The organism is Streptomyces silvisoli, assembly GCF_029269905.1.
Classification (GTDB): Bacteria; Actinomycetota; Actinomycetes; order Streptomycetales; family Streptomycetaceae; genus Streptantibioticus_A; species Streptantibioticus_A silvisoli_A.
Genome location: NZ_JARJBC010000003.1, coordinates 146,650 through 166,586, shown reverse-complemented (window position 1 = coordinate 166,586; position 19,937 = coordinate 146,650). Strand labels below are relative to the sequence as shown.

General features: G+C 71.6%; 19 protein-coding genes. 15 read left to right on the top strand and 4 right to left on the bottom strand.

The features are described 5' to 3' along the window. The first annotated feature begins 18 nt into the window (after nucleotides 1-18). From fmt to P3G67_RS06300, 6 genes are all read left to right on the top strand, one after another. Nucleotides 19-969: a methionyl-tRNA formyltransferase gene (gene fmt / locus P3G67_RS06325; RefSeq protein ID WP_276092586.1), complete on the top strand. Its 951-nt coding sequence runs from the start codon at nucleotides 19-21 to the stop codon at nucleotides 967-969. A 192-nt stretch (nucleotides 970-1,161) separates the two neighbouring features. After that, nucleotides 1,162-2,589, top strand: a complete 1,428-nt coding sequence (locus tag P3G67_RS06320; RefSeq protein WP_276092585.1) for an RsmB/NOP family class I SAM-dependent RNA methyltransferase — start codon at nucleotides 1,162-1,164, stop codon at nucleotides 2,587-2,589. A 70-nt stretch (nucleotides 2,590-2,659) separates the two neighbouring features. Continuing rightward, entirely contained in the window at nucleotides 2,660-3,346 is a 687-nt protein-coding gene (rpe, locus tag P3G67_RS06315) for a ribulose-phosphate 3-epimerase (RefSeq protein WP_269854882.1), read from the top strand. A gap of 174 nt (nucleotides 3,347-3,520) precedes the next feature. Continuing rightward, nucleotides 3,521-4,558, top strand: coding sequence for a sugar-binding transcriptional regulator (locus tag P3G67_RS06310; RefSeq protein WP_276092584.1), 1,038 nt, complete (start codon nucleotides 3,521-3,523; stop codon nucleotides 4,556-4,558). A 179-nt stretch (nucleotides 4,559-4,737) separates the two neighbouring features. Beyond that, nucleotides 4,738-5,136, top strand: a complete 399-nt coding sequence (locus P3G67_RS06305; RefSeq protein WP_276092583.1) for a ribonuclease domain-containing protein — start codon at nucleotides 4,738-4,740, stop codon at nucleotides 5,134-5,136. After that, a complete protein-coding gene (locus tag P3G67_RS06300; protein ID WP_276092582.1) occupies nucleotides 5,133-5,591 on the top strand; it encodes a barstar family protein in 459 nt (152 codons plus the stop codon). Before P3G67_RS06305 ends, P3G67_RS06300 begins: the two co-directional genes overlap by 4 nt. Here P3G67_RS06300 and pspAB read toward each other — a convergent pair. Next, nucleotides 5,551-6,132 (bottom strand): PspA-associated protein PspAB, encoded by a 582-nt coding sequence (pspAB, locus tag P3G67_RS06295; protein ID WP_276092581.1) that lies wholly within the window; start codon nucleotides 6,130-6,132, stop codon nucleotides 5,551-5,553. The genes P3G67_RS06300 and pspAB overlap by 41 nt on opposite strands. Nucleotides 6,133-6,188: 56 nt before the next feature. Further along, on the bottom strand, nucleotides 6,189-7,091 hold the full coding sequence (gene htpX / locus P3G67_RS06290; RefSeq protein WP_269854877.1) for a zinc metalloprotease HtpX: 903 nt from the start codon (nucleotides 7,089-7,091) through the stop codon (nucleotides 6,189-6,191). Nucleotides 7,092-7,331: 240 nt separating this feature from the next. On the opposite strand from htpX, the gene P3G67_RS06285 reads away from it, so the two are divergent. The 3 genes from P3G67_RS06285 (at nucleotide 7,332) to P3G67_RS06275 (ending at nucleotide 11,093) form a co-directional block, all read left to right on the top strand. Continuing rightward, nucleotides 7,332-8,780, top strand: a complete 1,449-nt coding sequence (locus P3G67_RS06285; RefSeq protein ID WP_276092580.1) for a GuaB1 family IMP dehydrogenase-related protein — start codon at nucleotides 7,332-7,334, stop codon at nucleotides 8,778-8,780. A gap of 439 nt (nucleotides 8,781-9,219) precedes the next feature. After that, nucleotides 9,220-10,626: an amino acid permease gene (locus tag P3G67_RS06280; protein WP_276092810.1), complete on the top strand. Its 1,407-nt coding sequence runs from the start codon at nucleotides 9,220-9,222 to the stop codon at nucleotides 10,624-10,626. 11 nt (nucleotides 10,627-10,637) lie between these two features. Next, nucleotides 10,638-11,093, top strand: a complete 456-nt coding sequence (locus P3G67_RS06275; protein WP_269854875.1) for an Lrp/AsnC family transcriptional regulator — start codon at nucleotides 10,638-10,640, stop codon at nucleotides 11,091-11,093. Here P3G67_RS06275 and P3G67_RS06270 read toward each other — a convergent pair. Then, nucleotides 11,069-12,580, bottom strand: a complete 1,512-nt coding sequence (locus tag P3G67_RS06270) for an MFS transporter (protein ID WP_276092579.1) — start codon at nucleotides 12,578-12,580, stop codon at nucleotides 11,069-11,071. The genes P3G67_RS06275 and P3G67_RS06270 overlap by 25 nt on opposite strands. Nucleotides 12,581-12,675: 95 nt before the next feature. Here P3G67_RS06270 and P3G67_RS06265 point away from each other — a divergent pair, with 95 nt between their 5' ends. The 3 genes from P3G67_RS06265 to P3G67_RS06255 all read left to right on the top strand — a co-directional run bounded on the left by P3G67_RS06265 (nucleotide 12,676) and on the right by P3G67_RS06255 (nucleotide 16,363). Next, nucleotides 12,676-13,578, top strand: coding sequence for a LysR family transcriptional regulator (locus P3G67_RS06265; protein WP_276092578.1), 903 nt, complete (start codon nucleotides 12,676-12,678; stop codon nucleotides 13,576-13,578). Nucleotides 13,579-13,805: 227 nt separating this feature from the next. Continuing rightward, nucleotides 13,806-14,606: a carbon-nitrogen hydrolase family protein gene (locus tag P3G67_RS06260; protein ID WP_276092577.1), complete on the top strand. Its 801-nt coding sequence runs from the start codon at nucleotides 13,806-13,808 to the stop codon at nucleotides 14,604-14,606. A 59-nt stretch (nucleotides 14,607-14,665) separates the two neighbouring features. Continuing rightward, a complete protein-coding gene (locus P3G67_RS06255; protein WP_276092576.1) occupies nucleotides 14,666-16,363 on the top strand; it encodes a flavin monoamine oxidase family protein in 1,698 nt (565 codons plus the stop codon). Nucleotides 16,364-16,404: 41 nt separating this feature from the next. Here the strand turns inward: P3G67_RS06255 and P3G67_RS06250 are convergent, their stop codons facing one another. Further along, nucleotides 16,405-17,097, bottom strand: coding sequence for a DUF5995 family protein (locus tag P3G67_RS06250; protein WP_276092575.1), 693 nt, complete (start codon nucleotides 17,095-17,097; stop codon nucleotides 16,405-16,407). Nucleotides 17,098-17,218: 121 nt separating this feature from the next. Here P3G67_RS06250 and P3G67_RS06245 point away from each other — a divergent pair, with 121 nt between their 5' ends. The 3 genes from P3G67_RS06245 to P3G67_RS06235 all read left to right on the top strand — a co-directional run bounded on the left by P3G67_RS06245 (nucleotide 17,219) and on the right by P3G67_RS06235 (nucleotide 19,934). Beyond that, entirely contained in the window at nucleotides 17,219-17,554 is a 336-nt protein-coding gene (locus P3G67_RS06245; RefSeq protein ID WP_276092574.1) for an L-rhamnose mutarotase, read from the top strand. An 80-nt stretch (nucleotides 17,555-17,634) separates the two neighbouring features. Further along, the gene (locus tag P3G67_RS06240) at nucleotides 17,635-18,483 is read left to right on the top strand and encodes a helix-turn-helix transcriptional regulator (protein WP_276092573.1); all 849 of its coding nucleotides are present in this window, start codon (nucleotides 17,635-17,637) and stop codon (nucleotides 18,481-18,483) included. A 65-nt stretch (nucleotides 18,484-18,548) separates the two neighbouring features. Beyond that, entirely contained in the window at nucleotides 18,549-19,934 is a 1,386-nt protein-coding gene (locus tag P3G67_RS06235; RefSeq protein WP_276092572.1) for a uracil-xanthine permease family protein, read from the top strand. Nucleotides 19,935-19,937 lie beyond the last annotated feature (3 nt).

The following is a 19,937-nucleotide window of genomic DNA, read 5'->3' as shown; positions in this document are numbered from 1 at the left end:
GAAAGGCACCGCACCCCGATGAGGCTTGTCTTCGCCGGTACCCCCGAAGTCGCCGTCCCCGCGCTTGAGGCGCTGCTGGCGTCCGAGCGGCACGAGGTGGCCGCCGTCGTCACCCGGCCCGACGCCCCCGCGGGACGCGGCCGCAAACTGGTGGCCAGCCCGGTCGCGCAGCTCGCTCAGGAGGCCGGGATCGAGGTGCTCAAGCCGAACCGGCCGCGTGACGAGGACTTCCTCGTCCGGCTGCGTGAGATCGCCCCCGACTGCTGCCCGGTCGTGGCGTACGGCGCCCTGCTGCCCAGGGTGGCGCTCGACATCCCCGCGCACGGCTGGGTCAACCTGCACTTCTCGCTGCTGCCCGCGTGGCGCGGCGCGGCGCCGGTGCAGCACGCGGTGATGGCGGGCGACGAGGTGACCGGCGCCTCCACCTTCCAGATCGAGGAGGGGCTGGACTCCGGCCCGGTCTACGGTGTGATCACCGAGACGGTGCGCCCGGACGACACCAGCGGGGCGCTGCTGGACCGGCTGGCCCGCTCCGGCGCCGGGCTGCTGGCGGCCACCATGGACGGCATCGCGGACGGCACGCTCAAGGCACGGCCGCAGCCCGCCGAAGGCGTCACGCTGGCCCCGAAGATCACCGTCGATGACGCCCGCGTCGACTGGACCGGGCCCGCGCTGCGGGTGGACCGCGTGGTCCGGGCGTGCACGCCCGCGCCGGGGGCGTGGACCCTCTTCCAGGGCGAGCGGCTCAAGCTCGCGGCGCCGGTGAAGCCGCTGCCGGACCGCGCGGACCTCCAACTCGCGCCGGGCGAGCTGGCGGTGACCAAGTCCGCGGTCTACGCGGGCACCGGCTCGTACGCCGTGGAGCTGACGGAGGTGCAGCCGCAGGGCAAGAAGCGGATGCGGGCCGCGGACTGGGCCCGCGGCGTCCGGATCGCTTCCGGCGAACGGTTCGACGGGACCGGGGCCTAGCGGGCGCCGGGGCGCGGCCGGTTCGTGACCGCCGGTCGCCGTCGTCGGGTGCTCGCCGTCGCGGCTGGGCATGGGACGGGGCGCCCCCCGGGTACCCCCTGTGGCCAGCCCGTTCGGCGGGTAAGCCGTAGGCTGGGGAGGTCCGCCGCCCAGGCGGCCCGTACATCGCTGGATTCCGGAGCACCTTCCCGTATGAACTCCCGTCCCCGTCGCCCGCAGGGCAAGGCACCGTACCGTCGCCCGAAGCCCGATCCGGTGCGCAAGCTCGCCTACGACGTGCTGCGCGCAGTGGACGAGCGCGACGCGTACGCCAACCTCGTACTCCCGGCCTTGCTGCGGGACGCCGAGCGCGACGGAGCGGGCTTCGACCGCCGGGACTCGGCGCTGGCCACCGAGCTGGTCTACGGGACGCTGCGCCGCCAGGGCACGTACGACGCCGTCATCGCGGCCTGCGTCGACCGGCCGTTGCGCGAGGTGGACCCGCCGGTGCTGGACGTGCTGAGTCTCGGCGCGCACCAGCTGCTGGGCACCCGCATCCCACCGCACGCCGCGGTCTCGGCCACCGTCGAGCTGGCCAGGGCCGTGGTGGGGGACGGCCGCTCGCGGTTCGTCAACGCGGTGCTGCGCAAGATCGCCGCGGATGACCTCGACGGCTGGCTGGACCGGGTGGCACCGCCGTACGACGAGGACCCCGAGGACCACCTCGCCGTGGTGCACTCCCACCCCCGGTGGGTGGTCTCCGCGCTGTGGGACGCGCTCGGCGGCGGACGCGAGGACATCGAGGAACTGCTGGCGGCGGACAACGAGCGGCCCGAGGTGACCCTGGTCGCCCGGCCGGGCCGGTGCGGCACCGCCGAGCTGGCCGAGGAGGTCGGCGCGGACGGCGCGCCGGGCCGCTGGTCCCCGTACGCGATCCGGCTCGCCGACGGCGGCGACCCGGCGGCACTGGACGCGGTGCGCGACGGCGCCGCCGGGGTCCAGGACGAGGGCAGCCAGCTCGTCGCGCTCGCGCTGGCCAACGCCCCGCTGGACGGCCCCGACCGCCGCTGGCTGGACGGCTGCGCCGGACCCGGCGGCAAGGCGGCGCTGCTGGCCGCGCTCGCCGCGGAGCGTGGCGCCGGGCTGCTGGCCGCCGAGAAGCAGCCGCACCGCGCCCGGCTGGTCGCCCGCGCACTGGCCGGCAACCCCGGCCCCTACCAGGTGGTCACCGCCGACGGCACCCGACCGGCGTGGCCGCTGGGAGCCTTCGACCGGGTGCTGATGGATGTGCCGTGCACCGGGCTGGGCGCGCTGCGCCGCCGCCCGGAGGCCCGGTGGCGCCGCCGCCCGGAGGACGTGGCCGGATTCGGGCCGCTCCAGCGGGAGTTGCTGCGCACAGCGCTGCGTTCGGTGCGGGTCGGCGGTGTGGTGGGGTACGCGACCTGCTCACCGCATCCGGCGGAGACCCGGGCCGTGGTGGACGACGTGCTGCGTGCGGCGCCGGAGGCCGCCGAACTGGTCGACGCCCGGCCGCTGTTGCCCGGCGTACCGCACCTCGGCGACGGCCCGGACATCCAGCTGTGGCCGCATCTGCACGGCACGGACGCGATGTACCTGGCGCTGCTGCGCCGGGTCGGCTGACCCGGCCCCACCGGCCGGGGCGAGGGGGCCGCCCGAAGCGGCCCGGCGCACGGGGCGCCATACTGGGCGCATGCGTGCGCAGATCAACCCGAGCATCCTGTCCGCCGACTTCGCCCGCCTCGCCGATGAGGCGCAGGCCGTGGCGGGAGCCGACTGGCTCCATGTCGACGTGATGGACAACCACTTCGTGCCCAACCTCACGCTCGGTGTTCCCGTCGTGGAATCGCTGCGCAAGGCGACCGACACCCCGCTGGACTGCCACCTGATGATCGAGGACCCGGACCGCTGGGCACCGCGGTACGTGGAGGCGGGCGCGGGGTCGGTGACCTTCCATGTCGAGGCCGCGGCGGCGCCGGTCCGGCTTGCCCGGGAGATCCGGGCCCAGGGTGCCAGGGCGTCCATGGCGCTCAAGCCCGCCACGCCGATCGAGCCTTACGAGGACCTGCTTCCGGAACTCGACATGCTGCTGGTGATGACGGTGGAGCCGGGCTTCGGTGGCCAGGCGTTCCTGGACATCATGCTGCCGAAGATCCGCCGCACCCGGGAGCTGATCGCCAAGCACGGCCTTGAGCTGTGGCTCCAGGTGGACGGTGGGGTGTCCGAGTCCACCATCGAGCGGTGCGCTGAGGCGGGCGCCGACGTGTTCGTGGCGGGCTCCGCGGTGTACGGGGCGGACGATCCGGCGGCGGCGGTGCGGGCGCTGCGCGAGAGGGCCGAGTCGACTTTCGCCGGCGCGCCGTGGGCCTGCGGCCACTGAACGCGAACCGGAACGGAACCGTTAACTCCGCTGGGCGTCGCGGCACCCAGCGCCGCGTTCCGTTCATCTCACTCCCGTAAATTGCGGGTGAGATTGTGATTCCGGGCAAAGTCCCGGCGGCCGGAGGGCGCGCCGCGCCTCGCCATCTGCAAAGATGAGCGTGTTGGCAATCAAATGAGCACTGGGGAGGCTGACGTGACCACTGGCCGCTCATCCGTCCGCATGGGGCCCGCCGAGATGGTGCAGGCGGCGGCGATGGCCCGCCGCTTCTACCTGGAGGGCAAGTCCAAGATCCAGATCGCGGAGGAGTTCGGCGTCAGCCGCTTCAAGGTCGCCCGCGTGCTGGAGTCCGCGCTCGAACGCGATCTGGTGCGCATCGAGATCCGTGTCCCCGCGGAACTGGATGCCGAGCGCTCCGACGCGCTACGCGCCCGGTACGGCTTGCGCCACGCGGTGGTGGTCGAGTCGCCGGACGGCCAGGCCAGTGACGCCCCCGACCCGGAGAACCTCGGAGCGGTGGCCGCCGGGCTGCTCGGTGAGCTGGTCAACGAGGGTGATGTGCTGGGCCTTGCCTGGGGGCGTTCCATCATCACCATGGCCAACGCGCTCGACCGGCTGCCGCCGTGCACCGTCGTCCAGCTCACCGGCGTGTACGACGCCGGGACCGCGGAGCGCGGCTCGGTCGAGGCGGTCCGCCGGGCCGCCGCGGTCTCCGGCGGTGAGGCCCATCCGATGTACGCGCCCATGGTGCTGCCGGACGCGGCCACAGCCGCCGCGCTGCGCAAGCAGACCGGGATCGCCGCGGCCATGAGCTACTTCGACAAGGTCACCGTCGCCGTGGTGTCCATCGGCTCCTGGGAGCCGCGCGTGTCCACGGTGTACGACGCGCTGTCCGACGCCGAGCGCAAGCACTACGCGGACCTCGGCGTGGCCGCCGAGATGTCCTCGCACCTGTTCGACACGGACGGCCGACGGGTCGGCCCGGACCTGCGGGAGCGCTGCATCACGGTGGACGCGGACCGGCTGCGCCGGGTGCCGGAGGTCGTCGCCATCGCCGGCGGCATGCGCAAGGCGCAGGCGGTCGGCGCGGTGCTGCGGTCCGGGCTGGTCACCAGCCTCGTCACGGACACCGCCGCGGCGGACCACCTGCTCAACCACCAGGCCCCTGGCCCCCGTCCAGCCCTGGAACGCGCCGACCCCGGCGAGGCGTGAGCCGCCTCCGGCGGATCCACTGGCCTTCGGTTGGGCACCGCCGGGCCACGCCGTCGTGGTCGCTCGCCGCCGCGGTGGTTCTTCTCTACCGGGGACAAGCCCCCGGGCCCGCGGCCTTCCGGGGCGGGGACCCGGCCGCGTCGACCCGCCGCGACCCGGGATGTGGAAGCATCGACCCCATGCGACGCCGTCCGTTCCGTCTGCTCCCCGCCCTGCTTGCCTGCCTGATCCTCGCCCTTGCGGGCTGTTCCGGCGGCAAACACTCCGCTGCGCGCCCGAGCGGAACGCGCGGACACGGCATGGCGACGATCACGGTGAGCCAACTGCCCCCGGAGGCACGGCACACCCTGCAACTCATCGCCGCCGGAGGCCCGTTCCCGTACCCGAAGGACGGCGTGGTGTTCGGCAACTACGAGAACGCGCTGCCGCGTGAGCGCCGCGGCTACTACCACGAGTACACGGTGCCCACCCCTGGCGCGCGTGACCGCGGCGCCCGCCGGATCGTCACCGGCGCGGGCCATGAGACGTACTACACCGACGACCACTACCGAACCTTCAAGGAGGTGACGGGACGTTGACCACCCCGGAACCTGACAAGCTGCCGATTCTGCTGGCCGGCACCGGAGTAGTCCACTGGCAGCAGGACCGCCCGATCGCCGACCTGCTGGCCGCCGTGCGGCGGACCGGGCGCCGGGCGTATCCGCTGGACCTCCAAGGGGCCGCGGGCAAGGCCGCGTTCATGGCGCGCTGCGCCGAGGCGCTGAAGCTGCCGGAGTGGTTCGGCGCCAACTGGGACGCCCTGTACGACTGCCTGACCGACGGGGACGTACTGCCCGCCGAAGACGGCCGGGTGCTGGTGGTCACCGGCTGGCAGGGGTACGCGGCAGCGGCACCGGGGGAGTGGCGCACCGCGCTCGACGTCCTCGGCGACGCCGCCGACTACTGGGCGAAGACGGACACCCCGTTCCTGGCCCTGCTGGTGGAGCCGGAGTTCACAACCCCGGCGCACCCCACACCGGGAACCAGCGGCTGAGGTCCTCTTCGACCCGCAGGTCGTTCGCGACCATCGCCTTGACCTGCAACTCCAGCGCGTTGTCCCGCCGTTCGCCGCCGCGCGGCGCGAACGGGTAGAACGTGCCGCGCTTGTAGAGGTAGACCAGCGCCAGCGAACGCCCCTCGGCGTCCCGGAAGCCCACCAGCGAGCACAGCAACTGGGGGCCGAAACCGCCGCTCTCCAGCACCGAGTTGACCGCGTGCAGATCGGTGACCAGACCTGTCACATCGTCCGCGGGGTGCCGGGAGAGCAGCCAGGTGTAGCCGTAGGAGTCCCGGCTGAACTCCACCGGAAGCCCGCCGTCCTGCTTGGCCCCGGCGTCCAGCAGGCCCTGCACCTCCTGCTTCAACTGGGCGAAGGCGCCGCCCTCCACGGCGGCGAAGCACACCGACCCCTCGCCGGTCGGGGTGAACCCGGCCGCCGCGGTCAGCGTCACGGCGGCCGACGGTAGCCCGAACAGCTGGTCGAGATCGGGCTTCACCGGCTTGCTGCGGCCGAGCAGGGTGTCAAGGAATCCCACGGACGGTCAGCTCCTCGAAAGGTACGGGGAATCTCCCCGGCGGGTGCGGTGGTGGTTCAGCCGCGGTTCAGCTCGGCGGAGATCCGCCCCAGCTGCTCCAGCCGCTGCTCAAGCGTCGGGTGGGTGGAGAGCAGGTTGGACAGGCTCTCCTTGGAGGCGATCGCCGGGGCGAAGTAGAAGGCGTTGAAGGGCTCCGCCTTGCGCAGGTCCTCGGTGGGGATCCGGGCCATCTGGCCGGTGACCTTGGTCAGCGCGGAGGCGAGCGCGGACGGCCGACCGGTGAGCTGCGCGGCCGAGCGGTCCGCGGACAGCTCGCGGTAACGGGAGAGCATCCGGGTCAGCAGGAAGCTGATCGCGTACACCACGGCGCTCACCAGCGGGATGAGCAGCGCGGCGATGGCGGCGTTCTGGTTGTTGCCACGGGAGCGGAAGCCGCCCCACAGCGCGACCCGGGTGATCACCCCGGCCAGTACGCCGAGGAAGGACGCGATGGTCATCACCGCGACGTCCTTGTGCGCCACATGCGACAGCTCATGGGCAAGCACGCCCTCCAGCTCCTCCGGCTCCAGCCGGCGCAGCAGTCCGGTGGTCGCGCAGATCACCGCGTTGTCGGCGTTGCGCCCGGTGGCGAAGGCGTTGGGCACGTCGGACTCGGCGACCGCCACCCGCGGCTTGGGCATGTCGGCCAGGGCGCACAGCCGGTCGACCGTGCCGTGCAGCTGCGGATACTCCTCCGGCGTGACCTCGCGCGCGCCCATGCTGAACGCGGCGATCTTGTCGCTGAACCAGAACTGGGCGATGAACAGGCCCCCGGCGATGATCAGGATCATCGGCCAGGCGCCTCGCAGCAGCACCAGCAGCGCACCGACGAAGACCACGTACAGCAGGCCGATCAAGAACATGGTGATGACCATGCGGCTGGCCAGGCCCCGATCCGGGGCGAAGCGAGTGCGGTTCATGTTCCCCTCCCGGGGGTCCCAAGGCCCGGCCGCGCGGCCGGAGGACGCCTCACTACGTCACTACGATTGTCACTCGCCCACCTGTGACCGCGTACGCCCGGGGGCTCACCCCCGGACCCCCGGCCGAAGCCGCGGGTGGTCCACGCCACACGGAGCGGGTCATTTCAGATCATGCCCCAAGCGGTACTGCCGGATCCGGGAGGTTCCTCCAAACCGGGTTTCCCCTTCCGGCATGCAAAAATGAAGTACGTGCGTTTCCTCAACGATTCTCAGCCGCCGTACGACCTGACGTACGACGACGTGTTCATGGTTCCCAGCCGCTCCGCCGTGGGCTCCCGGCAGGGTGTGGACCTGTCCGCCCCGGACGGCACCGGAACCACCATCCCCCTCGTGGTCGCCAACATGACCGCGATCGCCGGCCGCCGCATGGCCGAGACGATGGCCCGCCGCGGTGGTCTGGCCGTCATTCCGCAGGACATCCCGATCGACGTGGTGACCGAGGTCATCTCCTGGGTCAAGCAGCGCCACCTGGTGCTGGACACCCCGATCGTGCTCGCCCCGCACAGCACCGTCGCCGACGCCATCGCGCTGCTGCCCAAGCGGGCGCACGGCGCGGGTGTCGTGGTCGAGGACGGCCGCCCGGTGGGCGTCGTCACCGAGTCCGACCTGTCCGGGGTGGACCGTTTCACCCAGCTGTCCGAGGTCATGTCCAAGGACCTGCTGGTCCTCGACGCGGACATCGACCCGCGTGAGGCGTTCAACCGTCTGGAGGAAGCCCACCGCAGGCTCGCCCCCGCGGTCGACAAGGACGGCAAGCTGGCGGGCATCCTGACCCGCAAGGGCGCGCTGCGCGCCACCCTCTACACCCCCGCCACCGACGCCCAGGGCAGGCTGCGGATCGCCGCCGCCGTGGGCATCAACGGCGATGTGGCGGGCAAGGCCAAGCAGCTGCTGGACGCCGGTGTCGACACGCTGGTGATCGACACCGCGCACGGCCACCAGGAGTCGATGATCTCCGCCGTCAAGGCGGTGCGCGCGCTCGACCCGCAGGTGCCGATCGTGGCCGGCAACATCGTGGCCGCCGAGGGCGTCCGTGACCTGATCGAGGCCGGAGCCGACATCATCAAGGTCGGTGTCGGCCCGGGCGCCATGTGCACCACCCGCATGATGACCGGTGTCGGCCGTCCGCAGTTCTCGGCCGTGCTGGAGTGCGCCGCCGAGGCGCGCAAGTACGGCAAGCACGTGTGGGCCGACGGCGGTGTGCGGCACCCGCGCGACGTGGCGATGGCGCTGGCCGCCGGCGCGTCCAACGTGATGATCGGCTCGTGGTTCGCCGGAACCTACGAGTCCCCCGGCGACCTCCTGCACACGGCGGACGGCCGTCCGTACAAGGAGAGCTTCGGCATGGCGTCGGCCCGCGCGGTGCGCAACCGTACCAGCGAGGAGTCCGCGTACGACCGGGCCCGCAAAGCGCTGTTCGAGGAGGGCATCTCGACCTCGCGGATGTTCCTCGACCCGGCCCGCCCGGGTGTCGAGGACCTGATCGACTCGATCATCGCGGGTGTCCGCAGCTCCTGCACCTACGCGGGCGCGGGCTCGCTGGAGGAGTTCCACCAGAAGGCGGTCGTCGGTGTGCAGTCGGCCTCCGGCTACGCCGAGGGCAAGCCGCTGCACTCCAGCTGGCAGTAGAGGCACCACATCGGCATCAGGCCCCGTACGGACCGCCGCTCGGCGGGCCGTACGGGGCCTTGCTTATTTGCCGCATAACGCCCGAGCGCAACGATTCGCCGAGAGCGGGTAACGATCACTCGGCTACCAAGGGTTAGGCGCAACGTTTTTTTGTATATGTGCAATGGTCACGCATTATGGACGGAGCGCCCGCCCTCTTAGAGTCGTGGGCCATACGTGGAGCAGCGGGGACCCCCGGCTCGGCGGTCCCCCTCAAGGGCATGCCTTTCATCGGCGTGCCCTTCGCCTGGTCGGCCGTGCGGGTCGCCGCCGCTCAGAGCCGCTGACGATGATGGAGCCCCCCGTGGTGGAACCCGGCACGACGCCGACAGCCCCTGCCCGGACGACCGACGCCGTACCGCCTCCGGCCGGACGGCCGTCCGGCCTCGGTGCCGCCGTGATGCGCCGCAAGCCGGTGGAACGCCTGGTCGCCGAGGGCGGCCAGGGTGAGGGCGGTCAGCTCAAGCGCTCGCTGAGCATGTGGCAGCTCACCATGATCAGCATCGGCGCCACCCTGGGCACCGGCATCTTCGTGGTGCTCGGCGAGGCGGTGCCCAAGGCCGGTCCGGCCGTGGTGGTCTCCTTCGTCATCGCCGGTCTGACCGCGCTTTTCTCCGCCCTGTCCTACGCCGAGCTGGCCGGCACCATCCCGGTCTCCGGCTCCTCCTACTCCTACGCCTACGCCACGATGGGCGAGCTGATCGCCTGGATCTGCGGCTGGTGTCTGATCCTCGAATACGGCGTGTCGGTCGCCGCGGTCGCGGTGGGCTGGGGGCAGTACCTCAACGAACTGCTCAGCGGCACCATCGGACTCACCATCCCCGGCTGGATGGCCAACCCTCCGGGCCAGGGCGGCTATCTGAACATCCCCGCGCTGCTCGTGGTACTGCTGGCCATGGGCTTCCTGCTGGGCGGCGCCAAGGAGAGCGCGCGGGCCAACACCATCATGGTCATGGTGAAGATCGCCTCGCTGATCCTCTTCTGCGCGGTCGCCTTCACCGGCATCAGGGCCGGGAACTACAAGCCGTTCATGCCGCTCGGCCTCGGCGGCGTCAGCGCGGCGGGTGCCTCGCTGTTCTTCTCCTACATCGGCTTCGACGCCGCCTCCACCGCGGGCGAGGAGGCCAAGAACCCCAAGCGCGACCTGCCGCGGGCGATCATGCTCTCGCTGCTGATCGTCACCGCGCTGTACTGCCTGGTCGCACTGGTGGCCGTGGGCGCGATGCCGTGGAAGCAGTTCGGAAACGCCGACGCCGCGCTGTCCCAGATCATGAAGGACGTCACCGGCCAGGACTTCTGGTCCGTACTGCTGGCCGCGGGCGCCGTCATCGCCATCGCCAGCGTGGTGCTGACCGTGATGTACGGCCAGACCCGGATCCTGTTCTCGATGTCCCGGGACGGCCTGGTGCCCAAGCTGTTCGCCAGGGTCAGCCCGAAGTCCGGCATCCCGGTGGCCAACACCGTGCTCGTCTCGCTGTTCTGCGGTGTGCTGGCCGCCGTGGTCCCGCTCGGGGCGCTCGCCGACGCCACCAGCATCGGCACCCTCTTCGCCTTCGCCCTGGTCAACGCGGCCGTCATCGTGCTGCGCAGGACGCGGCCGGACATGCCGCGCAGCTTCAAGGTGGCCTTCTCGCCGGTCACCCCGGCGATCGGTTTCCTGCTGTGCCTGTGGATGATGGGTAGCTTCGAAACGATTACCTGGGAGTACTTCGGTGGCTGGATGATCATCGGAATCGTGCTGTACTTCGCGTACGGCATGCGCCGCTCGCAACTGGCTCGAGAAGTGCCCACCCGACTAGAGAAGTGAACCACCCCCCCTTGCGACTGAACGATCTCGACGAACGCATCGTGCACGCCCTCGCCGAGGACGCCCGCCGCTCCTACGCCGACATCGGCGCCGAAGTCGGCCTGTCCGCGCCCGCCGTCAAGCGCCGGGTGGACCGGCTGCTGGCGGCGGGCGCCATCACCGGCTTCACGGTACGGGTCGACCCGGCCGCACTCGGCTGGGAGACCGAGGCGTTCGTCGAGATCTACTGCCGCCACAACACCTCTCCCGAGGACATCCGGCGCGGCCTCACCCGCTACCCGGAGGTGGCCTCGGCCTCCACCGTCACCGGCGAGGCGGACGCCCTGGTGCAGATCTACGCCTCCGACGTCCGCCACTTCGAGCGCGTCCTGGAGCGCATCGCGGGCGAACCCTTCGTGGAGCGCACCAAGTCCGTCCTGGTGCTCTCTCCACTGCTGCGCCGCTACAGCGCGGGCTCGCCCACCTGAGCCGTGCCCCCGCGCCGCAGCCCGGCGGCGACGGCGACGGTCAGCACCAGCAGCAGTGCCGCCACGATCCGGTACCCGTCCGCCGTCGCGTGGGTGAACGCGGTCACCGCCTCGGTGTGGCCCCGGGCCCCCAGCCGGGTGGCCGCCGCGAAGGTGGCCGCCGTCGAGTCCGCGTGACCGGCGAGCGGGGCGGGCAGCCGGGAGGCGAACCCGGTGGACAGTGCGGTGCCCACCGCCGCCACCCCCAGCGCGGTGCCCAGCTCACGGGCCGCGGTGTTCAGCGCCGAGCCGACCCCGGCCCGGTGCTGCGGCAGCGAGGTGACGATGGCGTGCGACAGCGAGGGCATCGCCATGCCCGCGCCGAACGCCAGCACCAGCATGTAGCAGGCGTACAGCGGGTACGGCGTGCCGGAGTTCGCGGTGGACAACAGCAGCAGACCGCCCGCGATGGACACCAGTCCCGTCACCACCGTGGCGGCGGCCCCGATCCGCGCCGCCCACCGCATGCTGCGCTGCGTCACCAGCATCATCCCGAACGCCAGCGGCAGCACCGCGAATCCGGCCCGTAGCGCGCTGAACCCCTTGACGTACTGGAGGAACTGGGCGTTGACGTAGAACAGCGCGAACATCCCGAAGAACGCCGCAGCCACCCCCAGCGCCCCCGCGCGGACCTTCGGCAGCCGGAAAAGCCGTGGGTCGAGCAGCGGAGCGGCCACCCGCAGCTCGTGCCGGACGAACACCGCCAGCAGCACCGCCGACAGCGCGAAGGCGCCCAGCGTGGCGGTCGAACCCCAACCCAGCTCAGGGCCCTCGATGATGCCGTAGAGCAGCGCCACACAGCCGAGGATCAGCAGCCCCGAGCCGGGCAGGTCCAGGGCCGCGGCGTGCCGGGGCACCCGGGGCGCGCTGTGCGCGGAGAAGGCCAGCAGCGCCGCGCCCAGCGGTACGTACATCCAGAACAGGCCCTGCCAGGGCAGGTACTGCAGCACCAGCGCGCCGCCCGCGTTGCCCAGCACACCCCCGACGGCGATGGCACTGCTCCAGCTCGCCACCGCCGCGCCCCGGCGCTCGGCCGGCACCGCGTACAGCAGCAGCGCCATGGTGCCCGGCAGCACCAGGGCGGCGCCCAGACCGCACACCGCCCGTGCCGCGAGCAGCACGGGCACGCCCGGCGCGAGCGCGCAGCCGGCCGCGCCCACGGTGAACACCGCCAGGCCGCTGAGCAGCACCCCCTTGCGGCCGTAGCGGTCACCCAGCGCACCGGCCGGGATCAGCAGACCGGCGAAGACGATGACGTAGGCGTCGACGATCCACAGCAGTTGCGCGGAGCTGGGATGCAGCGCGCTGGCGGAGAGCTTCGGTATCGCCAGGTTGATCGCCGCGACCAGGGACTGGGTCACCAGCACACAGGCGCACATCGCCAGAACGGCCGCGCGGGGCTTGGTGGTTGAGGATGCCGGAGCAGTGGCGGAAAGCGTTGTGGACATGTTCAGGACGCTAGGGACCGCCAGTGTTGCCTTCAAGTGCAATGATGGCAAGGTATTGCTGCGCCAGACGCAATCCAGCAGCTCGGAGGGGAGAAATGGACCGCGGGGCCGATCTCAATCTGCTGGTCGCGCTTGATGCGCTACTGGAGGAGGAGAGTGTCACGTTGGCCGCCGAGCGGCTCGGGCTGTCCGGCCCGGCGATGAGCCGTACGCTGGGCCGGATCCGGCGGCAGTTCGGCGACCCCGTGCTGGTGCGGGCCGGGCGGCGGATGGTTCCCACCCCGCGCGCGTTGGCGATCCGCGCCGAGGTGCGGCGCGTGGTGGAGGAGGCGCGGGCGGTCTTCGCCTCGGTGGCACCCGACGACCCCAGCACCTTCCAGCGGCAGTTCACCATTGTGGCGTTCGACGCGCTGGTGATGGTGTTCGGCTCCGAACTGCTGCGCCGGGTGGCCTGCGAGGCGCCTGGCTCCAAGCTGCGGTTCCTGCCCGAGGAGCGCTCCGGTGTGCCGCCGCTGCGGGACGGCTCGGTGGACCTTGAGATCGGCGTCATCGACCGCGGCGAGCCGGAGGTACGGGTGGAGCCGCTGTTCGAGGACCGCATGGTCGCGGTGGTACGGCCGGGCCATCCGATGGCCCGGGAGAACAAGCTGACTTTGCGTCAGTTCGCCGACGCCGGACACCTGTTGGTCTCCCGGCGCGGCCGGTTCTACGGCCCGCTGGACGACGCGCTGGCCGACCGCGGGATGCGCCGCCGGGTGGTCGGCTCCGCGCCCGCGCTGGCCGCCTCGCTGTTCATGATCATGGAGAGCGATGCGGTGGGCCTGGTCCTGGAGCGTGTGGCGGCCCGCGCGGTGGACGCGCTGGGGCTGCGCACCTTCCCGGTCCCGCTGGAGCTGCCGCCGGTCCGCATCGGCATGGCCTGGCACCCCCGCCACGACGCGGACCCGGGCCACGCCTGGCTCCGCCAGGTGGTCAGGGACGCGGTCGCCGCCGCGTAGGCCCCCACCGCGGCGCGGCGGAAACCACCCCACGAACCGGCGGAGCGCACGGGCGGACCAGGTGCGAAAACCCAGCGAGCGCACCCGCGCAACGATTCACCACGCAAGCCCCTCAGAACGCAACGAACCCGCCGTCGGAACGCAATGACCCGACCTTGTGAGCCCGCCGCAGGCGCCCGTACCTTCGAGGGAACCCCCGAACCCCTTCACGGAACGGCCACGACACCATGAAGCCGCTGCGCATCGCGTTGTACCAGGGCCCGAGCGGTGTGCCGCGGACCACCGAGGAGAGCCTTGCCGCGCTGGACGACGCCGCACGGCGGGCCGCCGCCACGGGCGCGGCGCTGCTGGCGACCGCCGAGATGTACCTGACCGGATACGCTCTCGGGGACGCCGTCGCCACCCTCGCCGAGCCCGCCGACGGCCCCGGCGCCCAGCGCGTCGCGAAGATCGCCGCCGAGCACCGGGTCGCGATCGTGTACGGATACCCCGAGCGTGACGGCGAACGGGTCTTCAACTCCGCCCAGTTCATCGGCCCGGACGGCGTCCGGCTGGCCAACTACCGCAAGACGCACCTGTTCGGTGAGTTCGAGGCCCGGCACTTCACGGCCGGAGACGAACTGATCGTCCAGGCGACCCTCGACGGGCTCACCGTCGGCCTGCTGATCTGCTACGACGTCGAGTTCCCGGAGAACGTGCGGGCCCACGCGCTGGCCGGTACCGATCTGATCGTGGTGCCCACCGCACTGATGCGGCCCTTCGAGGTCGTACCCCAGACCCTCGTCCCGGCGCGCGCGTTCGAGAGCCAGCTGTATCTGGCCTATGCGAACCGTGCGGGCGCCGAGGGCGAGTTCCACTTCGCCGGGCTCAGCTGTCTGGCCGGTCCCGACGGCGTGGCGCACGCCCGCGCCGGGACCGGCGAGGACCTGGTCTTCGCCGACGTCGACCCGGTGCGCCTGCGCGCCTCGCGCCGCCAGAACCCGTATCTGCGCGACCGCCGCCCCGAGTTGTACGGGCCGCTCGCCTGATTCCGGTCTCCCCTCTCGTACCGCCCTTCTCGTACCGCCCCGCCAAGGAGAGCACGCCGATGACGTCCACGGTGCCCACTGCCGTCCACGACGAGCAGGTTCCGGAGGCGGCCAAGCCGATCACCATGTTCGGCCCCGACTTCCCGTACGCCTACGACGACTACCTGGCGCACCCGGCGGGCCTCGGCTCGATACCGGCGCACGAGCACGGCACGGAGGTGGCCGTCGTCGGCGGCGGACTGTCCGGCATCGTCGCCGCGTACGAGCTGATGAAGATGGGCCTCAAGCCGGTCGTCTACGAGGCCGACCGGCTCGGCGGGCGGCTGCGCACCGCGCGCTTCGACGGCTGCGACGACCTGACGGCCGAGATGGGCGCGATGCGGTTCCCGCCGTGCTCCACCGCCTTCCAGCACTACATCGACATGGTCGGCCTGGAGACCAGGCCGTTCCCCAACCCGCTGGCCCCGGACACCCCGTCGACCGTCGTCGACCTCAAGGGCGAGTCGCACTACGCGCGCACCCTCGACGACCTGCCCGAGGTCTACCACCAGGTGATGGACGCCTGGAACGCCTGCCTGGAGGACGGCGCCCGGTTCTCCGAGATGCAGCGGGCGATCCGCGAGCGCGACGTGCCCGCCATCCGCGCCCTCTGGGCGGACCTGGTGGAGAAGCTGGACAACCAGACCTTCTACGGGTTCCTCTGCGACTCCCCGGCGTTCAAGTCCTTCCGCCACCGTGAGATCTTCGGCCAGGTGGGCTTCGGCACCGGCGGCTGGGACACCGACTTCCCCAACTCCATCCTGGAGATCCTGCGCGTCGTCTACACCGGCGCGGACGACGACCACCGCGGCATCGTCGGGGGCAGCGAGCAACTGCCGCTGCGGCTCTGGGAGGACGAGCCCGCCAAGCTGGTGTACTGGGCGCCGGGCACGTCCCTGAAGTCGCTGCACGACGGTGAGCCGCGCCCGGCCGTCACCAGGCTGCACCGCACCGCGGGCAACCGGATCACGGTCACCGACGCGTCCGGCGACATCCGTTCCTACAAAGCGGTTGTCTTCACCGCGCAGAGCTGGATGCTGCTGTCGAAGATCGCCTGCGATGACGAGCTGTTCCCGATCGACCACTGGACGGCGATCGAGCGCACCCACTACATGGAGTCGTCAAAGCTGTTCGTCCCCGTCGACCGGCCGTTCTGGCTGGACAAGGACGAGGAGACGGGCAGGGACGTGATGAGCATGACGCTCACCGACCGGATGACCCGCGGCACGTACCTGCTGGACGACGGGCCGGACAAGCCCGCGGTGATCTGCCTGTCGTACACCTGGTGCGACGACAGCCTCAAGTGGCTTCCGCTCAGCGCCAACGAGCGGATGGAGGTCATGCTCAAGTCGCTCGGCGAGATCTACCCGAAGGTCGACATCCGCAAGCACATCATCGGCAACCCGGTGACCATCTCCTGGGAGAACGAGCCCTATTTCATGGGGGCGTTCAAGGCCAACCTGCCGGGCCACTACCGCTACCAGCGTCGCCTGTTCACCCACTTCATGCAGGACCGGCTGCCCGCCGACAAGCGCGGCATCTTCCTGGCGGGCGACGACATCTCCTGGACCGCAGGCTGGGCCGAGGGCGCGGTCCAAACCGCCCTGAACGCGGTGTGGGGCGTGATGCACCACCTCGGTGGCGAGACGGACCCGACCAACCCCGGCCCGGGCGACGTCTACGAGGAGATCGCGCCGGTGGAACTACCGGAGGACTGACGGGCCTTGGGGGTGGGGGCTCGCCCCCACCCCGGCGGCCCCTAGTTGAGCGGGGTCAGCAAACACCGGCCGACCAGCCCGACCCCGGCGTCCAGCCGATCCGTGAACGTCGCGTACACATGCGGCAGTTCACGCAACCGCCACAGCACCTGCGCGGCGTCCCACGCCGCGTCCCGTGCCGCGTCCAGACTCCACGCCCCGGCGAGGTGGATCAGCGCGTCGCCGATCTCCCGAACGTCGCCGACGGGCATCAACTCCTCGCGGATCCGGTCCTCAAGCAGCCCGAGCATCCGCCCGACCCGCTCGAAGTCCCGCTGGATGGCGTGCGGTGGCGCGCCGAGCGCCTCGCACGCGTCGACCACCGCCATCGGCAGGTCGTGGCCCACGTGGGCGTTGATGCCCGCCAGCGCGAACTGCACCGGTCGCACCCCGCGGTGTCCGCGCAACTGGAACAGCGGCCGCCAGCACGCGGGCGCCCGCCGCCCGGCCGCGTCGGCGTCGACGGCGGCCAGATAGCGCTCCGCGAACACCGCACCCAACTCGGCCGTGGCGTAGGGATCGGGAAAGTAGCCGTCCGCGATCCGGCCGCGCAGCGCCTCGGTCACCGCCAGGTACACCCGGTTGAACACCGCCACGCCGTCGTCCGGCGGCAGCGTCTCGTACAGCGCCCGCATCCGTGCCAGTGCGGAGTCAACACCGGTTGCCGCCGAGGACAGTTGCCCGCTTGGAGTCATGCGGGTCAGCGTCCCAGTGAACGGACACTTGGGGCGATTCGCCCCGCCCGGCGTTCCCCACAACGGGCGACAGGCCGCCTCCCCCCTTCCGGCGGTACGCAGGCCTGGGCATCCTGGCCCCATGTCGAAGCCCCCGCGACGCGTCGCCCAGGTGGTCCGGCTCCGTCCCGAGCACGAGGCGGAGTACCGAAGGCTGCACCAGGAGGTCTGGCCCTCGGTGCTGAAGACCCTGACCGCGGCGCACATCACCAACTACTCGATCTTCCTGCGCGACGGCCTGCTGTTCGCCTACTTCGAGTACACCGGCGACGACTACGCCGCCGACCAGGCCCGTATCGCGGCCGACCCGCAGACCCGGCGCTGGTGGCAGCTGACCGACCCCTGCCAGCAACCGCTGGACAGCGCGGCGGGGGGAGAACTGTGGGTCCACGCCGAAGAGGTCTTCCACCTGGACTGACGCCCGCCCGTCGACGGCAACCCCGATACGGGGACCGGCACACCCTGGATACGGTCTTCGGTGCCGCGCATCCTGAACATGTGGACCGCACCGCTCTCGCCGACTTCCTGCGCCGCCGCCGTGCCGGGCTCGCGCCCGTGGACGTCGGGCTGGCGGCGGGGCCGCGCCGCCGGACCCCCGGACTGCGGCGGGAGGAGGTGGCCCGGCTGGCCGACATGTCCGCCGACTACTACACCCGGCTGGAACAGGGCCGCGCGCCTCGTCCGTCGCGCCGGGTCCTGGCCGCGCTGTCCCGGGCACTGCGGCTGACCGACGGCGAACGGGACCATCTGTTCAGGTTGGCGGGGGAGGAGCCGCCGGACGACCGTGGTTCCGGCGAACACGTCAGCCCGGGAATGCTGTTGATCCTGGACCGCCTGGCCGACACCCCCGCCCAGGTGGTGAACGGCATCGGCGATGTGCTGGCCCGCAACGCACTGGCGGCGGCGCTGCTCGGCGATGACTCGAACCTCCCGCCAGAGCGGCGGAACATCATCCTCCGGCACTTCACCGACCCCGCCGCCCGGGAACTCCTCGCCCCGCCGGACCTGTTGGCCCACTCCCGGGCCCATGTCGCCCGGTTGCGGACGGCGTTGGCGGCACGCCACCAGGACGCCAGGGCCGCCGCGCTGGTCGCCCGGCTGCGCACGGCGAGCCCGGAGTTCGCCGACCTGTGGGACCACCCCGAGCCTGCACCACGGCACCGGAACAGCCTGCGGCTGCGCCATCCGGTCGTCGGCGCACTGGAGTTGGCGCGCGAGGCGCTGCTCAGCGAGGAGGGCGGCCAGCGGCTGATCGTCTACACCGCGCGCCCCGGCAGCGACTCGTACGAGCGGCTTCGGCTGCTGCGCGTGGTCGGCCTCGAGGACTTCGCCGCCAGCACCAACTGACCGTGCCGGCGCGCCGCGCCGTCGTATGCTTCGTCGCCCGGAGCGTAGTGGACGGAGCGTGATCGATGACCGGCTTCGGCTGGAAGCTGCATGGTGATGGCAGGCACCTGGCGCCCGGCGAGGTCGTCAAACCGGGGGAGCGGCTGAGTTGGGGGCGCACGATCGCCCTGGGCGCCCAGCACGTCGTCTCGATGATCGGCGCCTGCTTCGTCGCCCCGGTACTGATGGGGCTCGATCCGAGCCTGGCCCTGATGGCGTCCGGCGTGGCGACCGTGCTGTTCCTGGTGATGACGCGGGGCCGCATCCCCAGCTACCTCGGCTCCTCGCTCTCCTTCGTCGGCGTGTCCGCGGTGATCGCGCGTCAGGGCGGCAACGCCGGGACGCTGACCGGCTCGATGCTGGTGGTGGGGGCCTGCCTGGCCGGGTGCGGCATCGCCATCCAGGTGCTCGGCGCCCGGGTCATCCACGCGGTGCTGCCGCCAGCGGTCACCGGGGCGGTCGTGATGCTCATCGGCTTCAATCTGGCCCCGGTCACGGCCAGCACCTACTGGCCGCAGGACCAGTGGACGGCACTGCTGACCATGCTGTTCACGGGGCTGGCGCTGGTCGTACTGCGCGGCTTCTGGTCGCGGATCGCGATCTTCCTCGGCCTGGTCTTCGGCTACGCGCTCTCCTGGGTGCTCGACCGCACCACCGGAAGGATCCATTCGGCCAATGGCAGTGGTCAGATCACCGACCACTGGCGCATCGACTTCTCCGGAGTGGCCAAGGCGCACTGGATCGGTCTGCCGCACTTCCACGCCCCCGACTTCTCGGCCTCGGCGATCCTCGTCGCCCTTCCCGTCCTGGTGGCCCTGGTGGCCGAGAACGCGGGCCACGTCAAGGCGGTCGGGGAGATGACGGGGGACCCGCTGGAGGACAAGATGGGCATGGCCATCGCGGCGGACGGTACGGCCACCATGCTCTCCACCGCCGTCGGCGGTCCGGCGACCACCACCTACGCGGAGAACATCGGGGTCATGGCGGCGACCCGGGTCTACTCCACCGCCGCCTACTCCGCGGCGGCGGCCTTCGCTCTGCTCTTCGGCCTCTGCCCGAAGTTCGGCGCCATGGTGGCGGCGATCCCCGGCGGCGTGCTGGGCGGGATCACGGTGATCCTCTACGGCATGATCGGCCTGCTGGGCGCCCAGATCTGGGTCCGCAACAAGGTGGACTTCGCCGTTCCGCTGAACCTCGTCCCGGCCGCCTCCGGAGTCATCATCGCCATCGGCGGTGTCTCGCTCAAGATCACCAACCACTTCGAGCTCAACGGCATCGCCCTGGGCACGCTCATCGTCCTCACCGGCTACCACGCCCTGCGCTGGCTCTCCCGCGCCGCCGCCCAACGCCGGATGCCCCTCCTCGACGCCGGCACGAGCGACTACGACCGGACGACGACAAAGCCGGAATGAGCG